The following is a 13,782-nucleotide window of genomic DNA, read 5'->3' as shown; positions in this document are numbered from 1 at the left end:
GGGTGAGCGAAGGCAGCCCACCCGAGTGTTTGTTTGCTTTGGGAGTGCGCCTTGGGATCCGTCGTGACGGTCTTGCAGCACGCTGCCGTCCTCTCGCGGGCTGCTCCGTCCGCGCCGATTGTTGACAATCATACGAGCCGTTCCTAGCGTGTCAATACTTCCTCGACTTCGATCGGACCTCCATGCCGCCGACCGTCACGGTCCTGCACGACGCGGACAAACCGCCTGCCATGCAAGGGATCGAGCGCGATTTCCCGGTCCGCTACTGCACCGGTGAGAGCCTCGCCGACGCCCTGACCGGCGCCGAGGTCCTGTTCGTCTGGGACTTCCGCTCGCGCGCGCTGGCCGACGCCTGGGCCGGCGCGAGCGCCCTGCGCTGGGTCCACGCGGCGAGCGCCGGCGTCGACCACGTGCTGGTCCCCGGCGTGCTCGAGGGCGAGATCGTGGTGACCAACTCGCGCGGTGTCTTCGACCAGCCGATGGCCGAGTACGTGCTCGGCGCGATCCTCGCGCTGGCCAAGGACTTGCCGACGACCTTGCGGGCGCAAGGCGAACGCAGGTGGGTGCACCGCGAGACCGAGCGGATCGGCGGCAAGCGGGCCCTGGTCGTGGGCACCGGGCCGATCGGGCGGGCCACCGCGCGCCTGCTGACCGCCGCGGGCCTGGTGGTGACGGGGGTCGGCCGCACGGCTCGCGCCGGCGATCCGGACTTCGGGCGCGTGCTGGACATGTCGGAGTACCGGAACGCCTTGCCGGACACCGATTTCCTCGTGCTCGCCGCGCCGCTCACCGAACAGACCCGGGGCATGGTCGACGCCACGGCGCTGGCCGCGCTGCCGAACACCGCGCGCCTGGTCAACGTCGCCCGCGGCCCGCTGGTGGTGGCCGACGCGCTGGTGGCCGCCCTGGCAGCGGGCGAACTCGCGGGCGCGGCCCTCGACGTGTTCGACGTCGAGCCGCTGCCCACCGACTCTCCACTGTGGACAATGCCGAACGTCATCGTGTCGCCGCACATGTCCGGCGACGTGCTGGGCTGGCGCGAGGAGCTGGTGGCGCTCTTCGCCGACAACCTGGCACGCTTCACCCAAGATCGCCCGCTGCGCAACGTCGTGGACAAGCGGCGTGGGTACGTGCCGTCGAAGCAGTCCGAGGAGTCCCATGTCGACCGCTGACCTGACCGCGACCGAACTGCTCGCGGCCTACCGGTCCGGGGAGTTGTCCCCCGTGCAAGCCTGCGAGGACACGCTGGCGCGCATCGAGCAGCTCAACCCGGCGGTGAACGCGTACCTGCTGGTGGACGGCGAACGCGCGCTTGCCCAGGCGGCCGAATCGGCGGCCCGCTGGCGCAAGGGCGAGCCGCGCGGGCTGCTCGACGGCGTGCCGACGTCCATCAAGGACATCCTGCTCACCGACGGCTGGCCGACCCTGCGCGGCTCCAAGACGATCGATCCCGGCCAGGAGTGGAAGGTCGACGCGCCCGCCGTGGCCCGGCTGCGCGAGCACGGCGCCGTGCTCGTCGGCAAGACCACCACGCCCGAGCTGGGCTGGAAGGGCGTGACCGACAGCCCGGTCAGCGGCGTCACCACCAATCCGTGGGATCCGGCGAAGACGGCCGGCGGCTCCAGCGGCGGCGCGGCGGCCGCGGTGGCGCTGGGCATGGGCCCGCTCGCCGTCGGCACGGACGGTGGTGGCTCGGTGCGCATCCCCGCCGGGTTCTCCGGCGTGTTCGCGCACAAGCCGACCTACGGCCGGGTCCCGCTCTTCCCGGCGAGCGCGTTCGGCACGCTCGCTCACGTCGGGCCGATCACCCGCACGGTCACCGATGGCGCGCTGATGCTGGACGTCCTGTCCGGCGCCGATGCCCGCGACTGGTCGGCGGGCCCGCCGGCCGAGCCGGTGGCCAAGCGGCTGGCCGACGGGGTCGCGGGGATGCGGATCGCGTTCAGCCCGACGCTGGGCTACGTGCGGGTGAACCCGGAGGTGGCGGCCGCGGTCGCCGCCGCGGTGCGGGTGTTCCGCGAGCTCGGCGCGCAGGTCGACGAGGTGGACCCGGGGTTCACCGACCCGGTGGACGCCTTCGAAACGCTGTGGTTCTCCGGTGCGGCCGCGTCGGTGGCCGCGTTCCCGGCAACGTCCGATGTGGACCCCGGGCTGATGGAGATCGTCGAGCAGGGCCGGGGTTACAGCGCCCTGGACTACCTCGCGGCCACGTCTACCCGGATGGAACTCGGCCGGATCATGGGCGAGTTCCACCGCCGCTACGACCTGCTGGTCACGCCGACCCTGCCGATCCCCGCGTTCGAAGCCGGCGTCGAGGTGCCCGCCGGGTGGTCCCGCAACCGCTGGACCAGCTGGACGCCGTTCACCTACCCGTTCAACATGACCCAGCAGCCCGCGGCTTCGGTGCCGTGCGGGTTCACCGCGGCCGGGCTGCCGATCGGCATGCAGGTGGTCGGCCCCCGCCACGCCGACGCCCGCGTGCTCACCGCGTGCCTCGCCTTCGAAACAGCCCGGCCGTGGACGCACAAGAAGCCCCCACTGCTCGCAACCTGATTGGCGACGGCTCGTTTACTACTCTAGAGTAGGTTCCGATTCCTACTCACGGGTAAGAACGGGGAGCCGTCGTGGCGAAGGAGAAGCGCGACCCGATGGGCGCGGCACTGGGGGTGCTCAACCGGGTGGCCGGGCTCGGCCTGCTCGACCGCCTTGGCCTGCGCAAACCGGTCGAGCGCGGGCTTTACCAGGCCACGCGCGCCGGGTTCCGGACGGCGGCGGCGACGAGCCGCACGTTCACCGCGGCGAGCAAGCTCGGCCAGCCCGCGCGGCTGCCCAAGGCCCCGGAGCAGGACCTCTTCGACATCACCCCCACCGACGAGCAGAAGATGATCGTCGACACGGTGCGGGAGTTCGCCGCCGAGCAGGTGCGCCCGGTCGCGCCCGACGCCGACGCGAAGTGCGAGGCGCCCCAAGGTCTGGTCAGCGCGGCCGCCGAGCTCGGCGTGACGTTGATGGGCGTACCGGAGGAACTCGGTGGCGTCGGGGCGGAGCGCTCCGCGGTCACGTCCGTGCTGATCGCCGAGGCGCTGGCGCACGGCGACATGGGCATCGCGGTGGCGTGCCTGGCTCCCGCCGCCGTCGCCAACGCCCTCGTCGAGTGGGGCGACGCCGAGCAGCAGTCGACCTACTTGCCCGCCCTGACCGGCGAGAACGCCCCGGCCGCCGCCCTCACCGTCCAAGAAGGACAACCGCTCTTCGACCCCTTCGCCTTGCGCACCAAGGCCTACCGCACGGCGGACGGCTTCCGGCTGACCGGCGTCAAGACGATGGTGCCGCGCGTGGGGCAGGCCGAGCTGTTCGTCGTGGCCGCCGACCTCGACGGTCGTGGCCCCGCGTTGTTCGTCGTCGAGTCGGGGTCCGCCGGGCTGAGCGTCGAGGCCGACCCGTCGATGGGCCTGCGTGCGGCCGGGCTCGGGACGCTGCACCTGGACAACGTGGCGGTGCCCGCGTCGGCGCTGCTCGGCGGCGGCGACCCGGCCGTGTACGCCGACTGCGTGCGGCTCGGCCGGCTCGGCTGGTGCGCGCTCGCCGTGGGCACGGCGCAGGCGGTGCTCGACTACGTGATCCCCTACGTCAACGAGCGCGAGGCGTTCGGCGAGCCGGTGTCGCACCGGCAGGGCGTGGCGTTCATGGTCGCCGACATCGGCATCGAACTCGAAGGCATGCGGCTGGTGACCTACCGGGCCGCGGGGCGCGCGGAGCAGGGCAAGCCGTTCGCCCGGGAGACCGCGCTGGCCCGGAAGTTGTGTGCGGACAAGGGAATGCGGATCGGCCTGGACGGCGTGCAGCTGCTCGGCGGGCACGGGTTCGTCAAGGAACACCCGGTCGAGCGCTGGTACCGGGATCTGCGGGCGATCGGCCTCGCCGAGGGCACCCTTCTCGTCTGAAACGGAGCGACTTCCATGATCAACCTCGAGGTGCCCAAGAAGTTCCAGCAGCTGGTCGACCAGGCGCACCAGGCCGCGGAACACTTCTTCCGGCCGAACTCGCGCAAGTACGACCGCGACGAGCACACGTACCCGAAAGAGCTGGACATGCTGGCCGCCGCGCTGGACGGGCTGTCCGCCTCGGGCGGTGGCGCGGGCGCCGGTGGCGTGCGGCGCTCTCCGGCCGCGGAGAAGGGCAACGTCAACGGCGGCAACCTGCGCCTGCTGCTCGGCACGATGGAGATGTGCTGGGGTGACGTCGGGTTGCTGTTGACCATGCCGCGTCAAGGCTTGGGCAACGCGGCGATCGCCTCGGTCGCCAACGACGAGCAACTCAAGCGCTACGAAGGCAAGTGGGCCGCCATGGCCATCACCGAACCCGACACGGGTTCGGACTCCGGCGCCATCCGGACGACGGCCGTGCTGGACGGCGACCACTACGTGCTCAACGGCGAGAAGATCTTCGTGACCTCCGGCGAACGGGCGGACTGCGTGGTCGTGTGGGCCACTTTGGACCGGTCGAAGGGCAAGGCCGCGATCAAGTCGTTCGTGGTGGACCGGGACACGCCCGGCTTCGAACTGGTGCGCCTGGAGCACAAGCTCGGCATCCGGGCGTCGGACACCGCCCACTTCCGGCTGGACAACGTCCGCGTGCCGGTGGAGAACCTGTTGGGCAGCCCGGAAATCGAGACCGGCAAGGGTTTCGCGGGCGTCATGCAGACCTTCGACAACACCCGCCCCCTGGTCGCCGCGATGGCCGTCGGCGTGGCCCGCGCGTCGTTGGAGGAGACCCGCCGGGTGCTGGCCGAGGCCGGCATCGAGATCGACTACGACCGGCCCGCGAACACCCAACACGCTGCCGCGGCACGGTTCCTGCAGCTGGAGGCCGACTGGGAAGCGGCGTACCTGCTGTCGCTGGAAGCCGCGTGGATGGCCGACAACCGCAAACCGAACTCACTGCAGGCCTCGATGGCGAAGGCCAAGGCGGGGCGGGCGGGCTCGGACATCACGTTGAGCTGCGTCGAGCTGGCCGCCGGCGCCGGTTACAGCGAGGACTCCCTGCTGGAGAAGTGGGCTCGCGACTCGAAGATTCTTGACATCTTCGAAGGGACACAACAGATCCAGCAGCTGATCGTGGCCCGCAGGTTGCTCGGGAAGACGTCAGCCGAACTGAAATAGCTTGTTTTACAACGGGAATCGGCCACGCCCCTCGCGTCCAACTAAGACCGAGGGGCCGTCGCCGTACGCAGCCTGAACGCCCGGTTTCAAGATCAGGCCATCGTCAGACTGCGAGGTCGCGGATAATGCGTGGACCTACCAACATAAGTGGGCGACCCGCTGATGACCTATGAACCTCCCGGCCCCGAAGACAGCAGTATTCAGGGCCAGTCCACGCAGAAGCCCATTCCCGCCTACGGCCTCTTCACGCCAACGCTGGGCATACAATCGGCCGACCTAAGCTTCACGGTCCCGGCATTCCGAAGTTGGGGTGACCGATATTGTCTTGAGTTTGAAGCCCGGACCTCCCATCGCTATCCGCTGCTTGACCTTCGGCTCATGGCGCACCGAGACGAAGAGCGCTTGAAAGCGCTGGATCTTCACATCTTGCATGACGACGTACCGCAAGACGTCATGATTGGCGGCCACGTCACTGAAGACGAGTGCAACGGCGTGATCCACGTGGACAGCCCGCCTCCGTCAGGAAACGTCGTGCTCGTCCTCTCCTGGCCACCGAATCAGCTTGACGGCGCGGTCGTGAACGTCCCAAGCGAGCCAATCCGAGAGGCATCCGCACGCATCGTGCGACCCGAGTGGTCGTGACCGCATGAACCCCCAGCTCAGGACCCATCCCCCTGCTCCCGCCTGGCGGGATCTAGCGGCTGATTCCCGTGTGGAGCGGGCTGGCCCGCAGGCGAGATGGCGTGGTCCCTGGTGGAGCACCGGTCGGTGAGGAGGGTCAGCAGGATGTCGATCCCTGCCGGGAAGACAAGCGCCGAGCTCAAGTAGCTAGCCGTCCAGGTGTTGTTTCAGGGCGGCCAGTGGGCTGTCCCAGTCGCGGGCCAGGGCGGCCAGGAACTGTTGGGCCACCCGCATCGGTGCCGACTGCAGGCGGTAGCGCACCCGCCGCCGCTCACCCGGTTCCGCCTTCACCAAACCCGCCTCGGTCAGCAACCCGAGGTGCTTGGCGATGGCCTGGCGGGTGATGGGCAGCCGCCCGGCCAGGTCCGTCGCCGTGGCCGGGCCGACTTCGGCCAGCGCCGCGAGGATGGCGCGGCGGCTGGGGTCGGCCAGGGCGGTGAAGACCTGCTCGGCGACCGCCTCGGTGTCGGTTTCAGGCGGCATCGAGGTACTCGACAAGCTCGGCCAGTTCGCGTGGCCAGCCCTCGGTGTGCGAGGGGAAGCCGATCGCGTACGCCTCGTCGGCCAGTTGCGCGAACCCCGTCTCGACCACGGTCAGCCGGGTTCCCGCGCCCACGGCTTCCAGGGTGAACTCGACGTAGGTGCGGCGCGGGTCGTCGTCGAGCACGCCGTCGGGTTGCCAGGTGAAGCCGAACACCGCGGGCTCCTCCACCCGCTCGACCCGCAACGTCTTGGTGGGCCCGTCGTTCCACGACATCTCGACGGCGCCACCGGGACTCAGGTCCACCGTGGCCTTGTTGCCGAACCACGTGCCCAGACCCTCGGCCGTGGTGATCGCGGCCCAGACCTTCGCGGGCGGGTGCGCGAGCTCCAGGGTTCGCTCGATGCGGTCGGGGAATCCCATGTCAGCCTCCGATGAGCAGCGAGTCCGACGTGACCGTAGTGCTCGGCGCCTCGACGCGCAGACGCAACCCACGCCGCACCAACGGGACGCTCACCAGCACCGCGGCCGCCGCCACCCCGAGCGCGAGCCGGATCCCGGTCAACTGCACGGCCTGCGTCGCGGCGACCGCGCTCAGCACCGGGATGCCGACGGTGATGGCCACCTGCTGCGTCATCGTGGCCAGGCCGGTGGCCAGGCCCTGCTCGGCGTCGGGCAGGCCGCTCGTGCCGGTCACCGTGTAGCCCACGATCGCGGCCACGTGCCCGAAGAACCCGACGAACAACGCCGGCACCACCACGAACAGCGCCGCCCGGTCGGCCCCCAGGAACGCCAGCGGGACGATCGCGAGCCCCTGCACGGCCATGCTCACGGTCAGCACCGTGCGGGTGCCGAACCGGCCGATGATGCGCCCGGCCAGCAGCCCCGCGGCCACCGACGCGAGCCCCGGCACGCCGAACACCAGCCCGGTGGCCAGCGGCGACAGGCCGAGCACCTGCTGCAGGTACAACGTCATCACGAAGATCATCGCCGGCTCGACGCAGAAGATGACGAAGCCCGCGTAGTTGCCCCACTTCACCGACGGCCGGCCGAGGATGTGCAGTGGCGCGAGCGGCGCGGCCGCCCGCTTCTCGATCACCCAGAACGCGATCAGCAGCACGACGCCGACGCCCGCCGCGAGCACGCTGCGCTCGACGACGCCGTAGATCAGGGACAGCAGCCCGGCGGTCACGGTGATCGCACCCGGCACGTCGAGGCGGACGCGTTCGGTCGCCTTGCTCTCGGTCAGCACGAGCGGCGCGACGATCAGCACCACGATGGCGACCGGCACGTTGACGAAGAACGCGGCCTGCCAGCCCGCGGCGCTGATCAGCGTCCCACCGACCAGCGCGCCCACGGTGAACCCACCGGAGAGCAGCGCACCGTTGAGCCCCAGCGCGCGCTCGCGCTTCGCGCCTTCGGTGAACGTCGTGGTCAGCAGCGACATCGCGGCCGGCAGGGTCAGCGCGGTGGCCGAGCCCTGCAGAGCCCGCGCGACCAACAGGGTCGTCGGGTCCCCGGCGAAGCCGCCGAGCAGCGATGCGCCCGCCAGCAGCACCATGCCGGACATCAGCATCCGGCGCCGGCCCCACAGGTCGGCGAGCCTGCCGCACAACAACGTGAACCCGGCGGCGGGCAGGGCGTAGGCCGAGGCGATCCACGCGAGTTGGTCCCCGCTCATGCCGACACCGGCCCCGGCCTGCGGCAACGCCACGTTCAAGATCGAGAAATCCACCGACAGCATGAAGCCCGCGCCGAGCAGCACCAGCAGGACCACCCGCTGTCGCCCGGTGAAGGTCGTTCCGGTCATCGTTCCTCCTTGGATAGCAACCGTGCGGTTGCAACCCTATTGCAACCGCACGGTTGCGTCAACCGGAGGCCTCAGGGCTCGAGGTCGACCGCCGCCCGGAACGAGCCGTCCATGTGGAAGGGCACGGACTGGTGCTCGTGCTCGACCTTCCAGCCCTCGGCGTCGCGCCGAAGGCCCACGGTCAGCCGGAACCACAAGGTGAACGGCTCCGTCATGCCGGCCGGGGTCGCGGTCAGCCGGGCGATGCCGTGCGCGTAGGCGATGTCACCGCCGACGAAGACCTCGAGGTCGGTGAGGTCGTAGTCGACCGGGCCGGCGAAGGTGCCGAACCAGGCGGCCAGGCGGTCGGCGTCGCGGGCCTCGGGCTGGCGCAGCGGCGGGGCGAGGGAGTACTGCACGACGTCCGGGGTGAAGCGGGCGATCAGGCCGTCGACGTCACCCGCGCGCATCCCGGTCACCAGCCGGGCGAGGACGTCGCGGACCTGGGTCTCGTCGGTGACGACAGTGCTGGTCATGGGGGGTGTTCCTTCCCTCGATGGGTTCGTGACACCCCGGACGTCGAAGCGGTACCGGCGGCTTCGACGTCCCCGGTGCAAGAATTTCCACGAATCCGGAGGAGACACCGTGAAGTACCTGATCCTGATCCACAGCAACCCGAAATCGCGCGCGGTGTGGGAGACCATGACCGACGAGCAGCGCATGGAGTTCGGGCGCGGGCACATGCGGTGCACCGAGGACCTCGCCGCCTCGGGCGAACTCGTGGTCTCCGAGGGCCTGCCCGGCCCGGAGGCGAGCAAGTGGGTGACGGTGCGCGACGGCCAGACCATCGCCACGGACAGGCCGTTCGCCGAGGTCAAGGAGTACGTCGCCGGGTTCTACCTGGTCGAGTGCGAGTCGATCGAGCGCGCCGTCGACCACGCGGCGAAGATGCCCGACGCGCAGTACAACGAGGTGGAAGTGCGGCCCGTGCTGGACATGAGCGCGTGGGATCTGTGACCGGCATCGAGGACCTGCTGCGCGAACTCGCGCCGCAGGTCCTCGTGGCCCTCGTGCACCGCTACGGCGACTTCGACACGTGCGAGGACGCCGTGCAGGAGGCGTTGCTCACCGCCGCCTTGCAGTGGCCCGCCGGTCTGCCGGACAACCCCAAGAGCTGGCTGATCACCGTGGCCTCCCGGCGGCGGATCGAGTTGTGGCGCAACGATTCCGCTCGCCGCCGGCGCGAGGAGGCGGTCGTCGCGTACGCGCCGCCGGCGAACCCGGAGCCGCCGCCCGCCGAGGACGACACGCTCCAACTGCTGGTGTTGTGCTGCCACCCCGCGTTGACCACGCCGTCGCAGGTGGCGCTGACGTTGCGCGCGGTCGGCGGCCTGACCACGGCCGAGATCGCCCGCGCGTTCCTGGTTCCCGAGTCGACGATCGGGCAGCGGATCAGCCGCGCGAAACAGCGGATCAAGGCCGAGGGCGCGCACTTCCGGATGCCGGCCGACGACGAGCGGCTCGCCGCGGTGCGCCACGTGCTGTACCTGATCTTCAACGAGGGCCACACGGCCAGCTCCGGCGACGCGGTGAACCGGGTCGAGCTGACCGCCGAGGCGATCCGGCTGACCCGGCAGCTGCACGCGCAAGTCCCCGCCGACGGGGAGATCGCCGGGCTGCTGGCGTTGATGTTGTTGACCGACGCGCGCCGGCCCGCGCGCACGCACGCCGACGGGACCCTGGTGCCGCTCGCCGAGCAGGACCGCTCGCGGTGGAACGCCGACGCCATCGCCGAAGGCGTCGCGTTGATCACCAGAACCCTGGCCACCGCGGCGATCGGGCCCTACCAACTGCAAGCCGCGATCGCCGCCCTGCACGACGAGGCACCGACGGCGGAAGACACCGACTGGCACCAGATCCTCGGGTTGTACGAGGTGCTGACGACCGTGGCGCCGGGTCCGATGGTGACGTTGAACCGGATCGTCGCGCTCGGGATGGTGCGTGGCCCAGCGGTCGCCCTGGCCGAGCTGACCGACGTCGAGTCCGAATTGGACGGTCACTACCGGGTCGATGCCGTGCGGGCGCACCTGCTCGAACGAGCCGGCGACCGGGCCACGGCCCGCGAGCACTACGCACGGGCAGCGGAGCGGACGCTGAGTGTCCCCGAGCGGCGGTACCTGAGTGCACGGGCGGCCGCGCTAAGCTGATCAAGCTTGGCAGCAACCGGACAGATCGGCCTCATCCGGGACCGCTCCCCACCGGGTCCCGTGACACTGGACGGGTCGCTGCCGCCGCTTCGTCACGAGGGAATCTCCAATGGAAAACCCGTCGCCGCAGGGCGAACCGGTGCCGGACAACGCTGAGCGCGAATCGGCCCAGAACCCCGCGCCGACGGAAAGCCCGCAAGGCGCCGAGGCCCCGGGTTCCCCAGCCGGCGAACCGGCCGCAGAGCCTGCGGCGGATTCCGCCGCCGAATCGGCATCACCTGACGCCGCCGAAGCGACCCCGGCGTCCGAGCCTTCGGTGAGTGCACCGGAATCGGCGCCCGGCGAAGCCGCTGTTGCCGCCGAATCGGCGTCGGATTCGAGCCAGCCGGCTCCGGTGGTGTCCCACGCCGAACCGGCTGCCGGCACGCCCGCGCCTGCGGTTCCCGCTGGGCCGGTCGACCCGGATTCCACGCCGCCCCAAGGCATTCCGGTGCAGATCCCTGGGCCGGCTCAGCCCCAGCAGACCGTGTACCAAAACCCCACCTGGAACGACCCGGTCACCGCGCCGTTCAAGCGGATCCGGTCCAACGATCCGCTGGCCGCCGCCATCGGCAACGCTTCCTTGCTGGGCGTCGGTTACTTCCTCATGCGGCGCGGTGTCGTCGCCATCCTCAGCATCTTCCTCACCGCCGTCCTGCTCGTGCTGCTGGCCACGACCTGGCGCACCACCTGGTTCGAGATCGTCTTCCTGGTCTGGTGGGTGGCGCTGATCGCGCACGGCTGGTTCCTCGCCGGCCGCGGCGCGCACAAGGTCAAGTCCCGCAACCAACGGCTCACGGCCGTCGCGGTCGCGGTGCCGGTGATCCTCGTCGTCGCCCTGCTGCGGTGGAACGCCGTCTCCATCGAATCGGACCTCGACGACGCGCGCGCCGCCGGCGACTGCCCGAAGGCGCAGGGCGCCATCGACGACATCTGGTTCGCCCACCACATCGTCGACGCCCCGATGACCGTGCGCAGCGCGCAGACCGCCGACGCCTGCACCCGGTTGACCACCGCGAAGCAGGAGCTCGACCACGGCCTGGCCACCGGCGAATCGGTCGACTTCGACAAGGGTTTCCTCACCCTGCGCGGGGTGCTGGCCGTCCTGCCCGGCCACGAGCACATGGTCGACACGGTGCTCGACGGCTTCGTCAAGGGCCTGCCGACGCCCGACGCGTGCCGCACCGCGCAGATCACCGACTGGCTGCGCGCGACACACCCCGCGGGCGACCGGCTCGACCGCGTCAAAGCGGTGCTGCCGAAGGTCGAACCGAACGCGCTGCTCGGCTGCGGCGATCAGATGATGGCCGGGGAGAGCTGGGAAAGCGCACGCACGCGCTACCAGCAGCTGGTGGAGCGCTACCCGAACGACCCGGGCGCCCAGCACGCGAAGGACGGCGACGCCAAGGCCGCGCTGGGCATCGAGCACGACCACGTCCAGGAGCTGGTCACCAACGGCACCTACTGCTCCTCCCCCGCCAAGTACAGCGCGGCGCCCGCGTACAAGAAGGGCACCAACCGGGGCTTCTTCCTCGGCTCCGACGAGTACGTCGACGACCTGCCGGGGGCCTGGAAGACCAGCGACTTCACCAAGGCGTCGATCATGGTGTGCCTCGGCGACCACCAGTCCGGCCCGGTGGTGCGCACCTGCCCGTACACCTACAGCGGCGGCATCGGCACGATCAGCGTGGCATTCCACAAGATCGCCATCCCGGTCAAGGCGTACTCGTTGCGCACCGGCAAGCGCGTGGCCGACACGAAGATCCAGATCAGCGGCTCGTCGTGCCCGGCGTCGTTCACGTACACGAGCTACGCCGGTGGACCGCCCGGTGACCAGGACATCACACCGAGCAAGTCGGGTGTGCAACTCGCGTTCAAGTTCCTGATCGTCCGGTAAGGGCGTATCCAGCCACCCGTTCGGCGCACTTCTCTTCCCAAGGGGACACCGAGGGAAGGGTCCTGCCATGGCATCGATCGTCGTGTGCGGCGCAGGCGTGATCGGGCTGTCGGCGGCCGCGATGCTGGCCGACGACGGGCACACGGTCACCGTGCTCGAGTCCGACGGAGAAGTGCGGGCCGCGGCACAGGCGTGGACGTCGTGGCGCCGCCCCGGCGTGGCGCAGTTCCGCCAGCCGCACAACCTGTTCGCGCGGTTCCGCCGGGTCGCCGACGCGGAGTTGCCGGGCCTGACCGACGAACTCGCGGCCGCGGGCTGCGCGTGGGTCGACCCGGTCGCCGCGCGGCCGCCGTCGATCACCGACTTCGAACCGCGGGACAGCGACGACGTGCTGCGCTTCGTCACCGGTCGCCGCCCGGTGGTGGAGGCCGTGGTCGCGGCGCACGCCCAGGCGAAGCCCGGGGTGACCGTGCGGCGCGGCGTGCGGGTCCACTCGCTGGTGACCGGGCGCTCGATCGCCTCCGGGGTGCCGCACGTGACCGGCGTGCGCACCGACGACGGCGAACGCATCCCGGCCGAGCTCGTGGTCGACGCCTCCGGGCGCCGCTCGCCGGCCGAACGCTGGCTCTCCGGCATCAACGCGACCCCGCCGGTCGTCGAGGCGGGCGATCGCGGCTTCGTGTACTACACCCGCTACTTCACCGGCGCGCAGCGCCCGGTGCGCAAGGCCGCGGGCCTGACCGCGATCGGCAGCTTCTCGATCCTGACGCTCGACGGCGACAACGACACGTGGTCGATCACCCTCTACGGGCTGTCCAACGACACCGAACTCAAAGCCGCGCGCGACCCGGCCGCGTTCGACCGCGTGCTCGGCGCGTGCCCGCGGCACGCACACTGGCTCGACGGCACCGCGGTCTCCGACGTCATCGCGATGGCCGGGATCCTCGACCGCTACCGCCGCTTCGTCGTCGACGGCCGGCCGGTGGCCACCGGCTTCGTCGCCATCGGCGACGCGTGGGCGTGCACGAACCCGTCGGCCGGTCGCGGGCTGAGCACCGGCCTGGTGCACGCGCAGGTGCTGCGCCGGGTCGTGCGCGAGTACGCCGACGACCCGCTTGCCCTGGTGCTGGCCATGGACGAGGACACCGAACAGCACGTGACGCCGTTCGTGCGCACGCAGGCCGCCGCCGACCGCGACCGCGTCACCGAGATGGCCGCCGCCCGCGACGGCCGGGGCGTGCGCCGGATGATGTCGGACATGGATCGGCTGCAGATCGCGGCCAGCTACCGGGCGGACGCGTTCCGCGGGATGCTCGACATCATCAACTGCATGGCGTTCGTGCCCGAGGTGCTGGCCCGGCCCGAGGTGAAGCAGGCCATCGCCGACCTGGACGACGCTCCCCCGCCGCCCAAGCTGGGACCGGACCGCGCGGAGTTGCTGGCCTTGCTCGCCGGCTGACCCGGGCCCGAGCTCTTCTACCGCGACGACCACTGCACCCATTTACTACGAAAACATAATATTCGAA

The 13,782-nt window shown here is 70.6% G+C and carries 13 protein-coding genes; 9 read left to right on the top strand and 4 right to left on the bottom strand.

Going from position 1 to position 13,782, the window contains the following annotated elements; genetic code table 11:
• Positions 1 to 182 precede the first annotated feature (182 nt).
• From EV186_RS30540 to EV186_RS30520, 5 genes are all read left to right on the top strand, one after another.
• Positions 183 to 1,172 (top strand): D-2-hydroxyacid dehydrogenase, encoded by a 990-nt coding sequence (locus EV186_RS30540; RefSeq protein WP_133852927.1) that lies wholly within the window; start codon positions 183 to 185, stop codon positions 1,170 to 1,172.
• Entirely contained in the window at positions 1,159 to 2,553 is a 1,395-nt protein-coding gene (locus tag EV186_RS30535; protein WP_133852926.1) for an amidase, read from the top strand. Before EV186_RS30540 ends, EV186_RS30535 begins: the two co-directional genes overlap by 14 nt.
• A gap of 95 nt (positions 2,554 to 2,648) precedes the next feature.
• On the top strand, positions 2,649 to 3,944 hold the full coding sequence (locus EV186_RS30530) for an acyl-CoA dehydrogenase family protein (RefSeq protein ID WP_133853116.1): 1,296 nt from the start codon (positions 2,649 to 2,651) through the stop codon (positions 3,942 to 3,944).
• 15 nt (positions 3,945 to 3,959) lie between these two features.
• Positions 3,960 to 5,162 carry an acyl-CoA dehydrogenase family protein gene (locus tag EV186_RS30525; RefSeq protein ID WP_133852925.1) on the top strand — a complete coding sequence of 401 codons (1,203 nt, stop codon included), beginning with the start codon at positions 3,960 to 3,962 and terminating at the stop codon, positions 5,160 to 5,162.
• A 162-nt stretch (positions 5,163 to 5,324) separates the two neighbouring features.
• Positions 5,325 to 5,804: a hypothetical protein gene (locus EV186_RS30520; protein WP_133852924.1), complete on the top strand. Its 480-nt coding sequence runs from the start codon at positions 5,325 to 5,327 to the stop codon at positions 5,802 to 5,804.
• 186 nt (positions 5,805 to 5,990) lie between these two features.
• Here the strand turns inward: EV186_RS30520 and EV186_RS30515 are convergent, their stop codons facing one another.
• The 4 genes from EV186_RS30515 to EV186_RS30500 form a co-directional block, all read right to left on the bottom strand.
• Complete coding sequence (locus EV186_RS30515; protein WP_133852923.1) at positions 5,991 to 6,326, bottom strand: ArsR/SmtB family transcription factor; 336 nt, start codon at positions 6,324 to 6,326, stop codon at positions 5,991 to 5,993.
• Positions 6,316 to 6,747 (bottom strand): SRPBCC domain-containing protein, encoded by a 432-nt coding sequence (locus EV186_RS30510; RefSeq protein WP_133852922.1) that lies wholly within the window; start codon positions 6,745 to 6,747, stop codon positions 6,316 to 6,318. The genes EV186_RS30515 and EV186_RS30510 overlap by 11 nt, the downstream gene beginning before the upstream one ends.
• 1 nt (position 6,748) lies before the next feature.
• Positions 6,749 to 8,134 carry an MFS transporter gene (locus tag EV186_RS30505; RefSeq protein WP_133852921.1) on the bottom strand — a complete coding sequence of 462 codons (1,386 nt, stop codon included), beginning with the start codon at positions 8,132 to 8,134 and terminating at the stop codon, positions 6,749 to 6,751.
• A 71-nt stretch (positions 8,135 to 8,205) separates the two neighbouring features.
• Positions 8,206 to 8,649: a YybH family protein gene (locus tag EV186_RS30500; protein WP_133852920.1), complete on the bottom strand. Its 444-nt coding sequence runs from the start codon at positions 8,647 to 8,649 to the stop codon at positions 8,206 to 8,208.
• A 109-nt stretch (positions 8,650 to 8,758) separates the two neighbouring features.
• On the opposite strand from EV186_RS30500, the gene EV186_RS30495 reads away from it, so the two are divergent.
• The 4 genes from EV186_RS30495 (at position 8,759) to EV186_RS30475 (ending at position 13,715) form a co-directional block, all read left to right on the top strand.
• Entirely contained in the window at positions 8,759 to 9,130 is a 372-nt protein-coding gene (locus tag EV186_RS30495; protein WP_133852919.1) for a YciI family protein, read from the top strand.
• On the top strand, positions 9,127 to 10,320 hold the full coding sequence (locus EV186_RS30490; protein WP_133853115.1) for an RNA polymerase sigma factor: 1,194 nt from the start codon (positions 9,127 to 9,129) through the stop codon (positions 10,318 to 10,320). The genes EV186_RS30495 and EV186_RS30490 overlap by 4 nt, the downstream gene beginning before the upstream one ends.
• A gap of 316 nt (positions 10,321 to 10,636) precedes the next feature.
• Positions 10,637 to 12,256 carry a tol-pal system YbgF family protein gene (locus tag EV186_RS30480; protein ID WP_166659396.1) on the top strand — a complete coding sequence of 540 codons (1,620 nt, stop codon included), beginning with the start codon at positions 10,637 to 10,639 and terminating at the stop codon, positions 12,254 to 12,256.
• A 67-nt stretch (positions 12,257 to 12,323) separates the two neighbouring features.
• Positions 12,324 to 13,715 (top strand): FAD-dependent oxidoreductase, encoded by a 1,392-nt coding sequence (locus EV186_RS30475; protein ID WP_133852916.1) that lies wholly within the window; start codon positions 12,324 to 12,326, stop codon positions 13,713 to 13,715.
• Positions 13,716 to 13,782 lie beyond the last annotated feature (67 nt).

This window comes from Labedaea rhizosphaerae, assembly GCF_004362825.1.
Lineage (GTDB): Bacteria > Actinomycetota > Actinomycetes > Mycobacteriales > Pseudonocardiaceae > Labedaea > Labedaea rhizosphaerae.
This window is presented reverse-complemented; position numbering and strand designations above follow the sequence as displayed.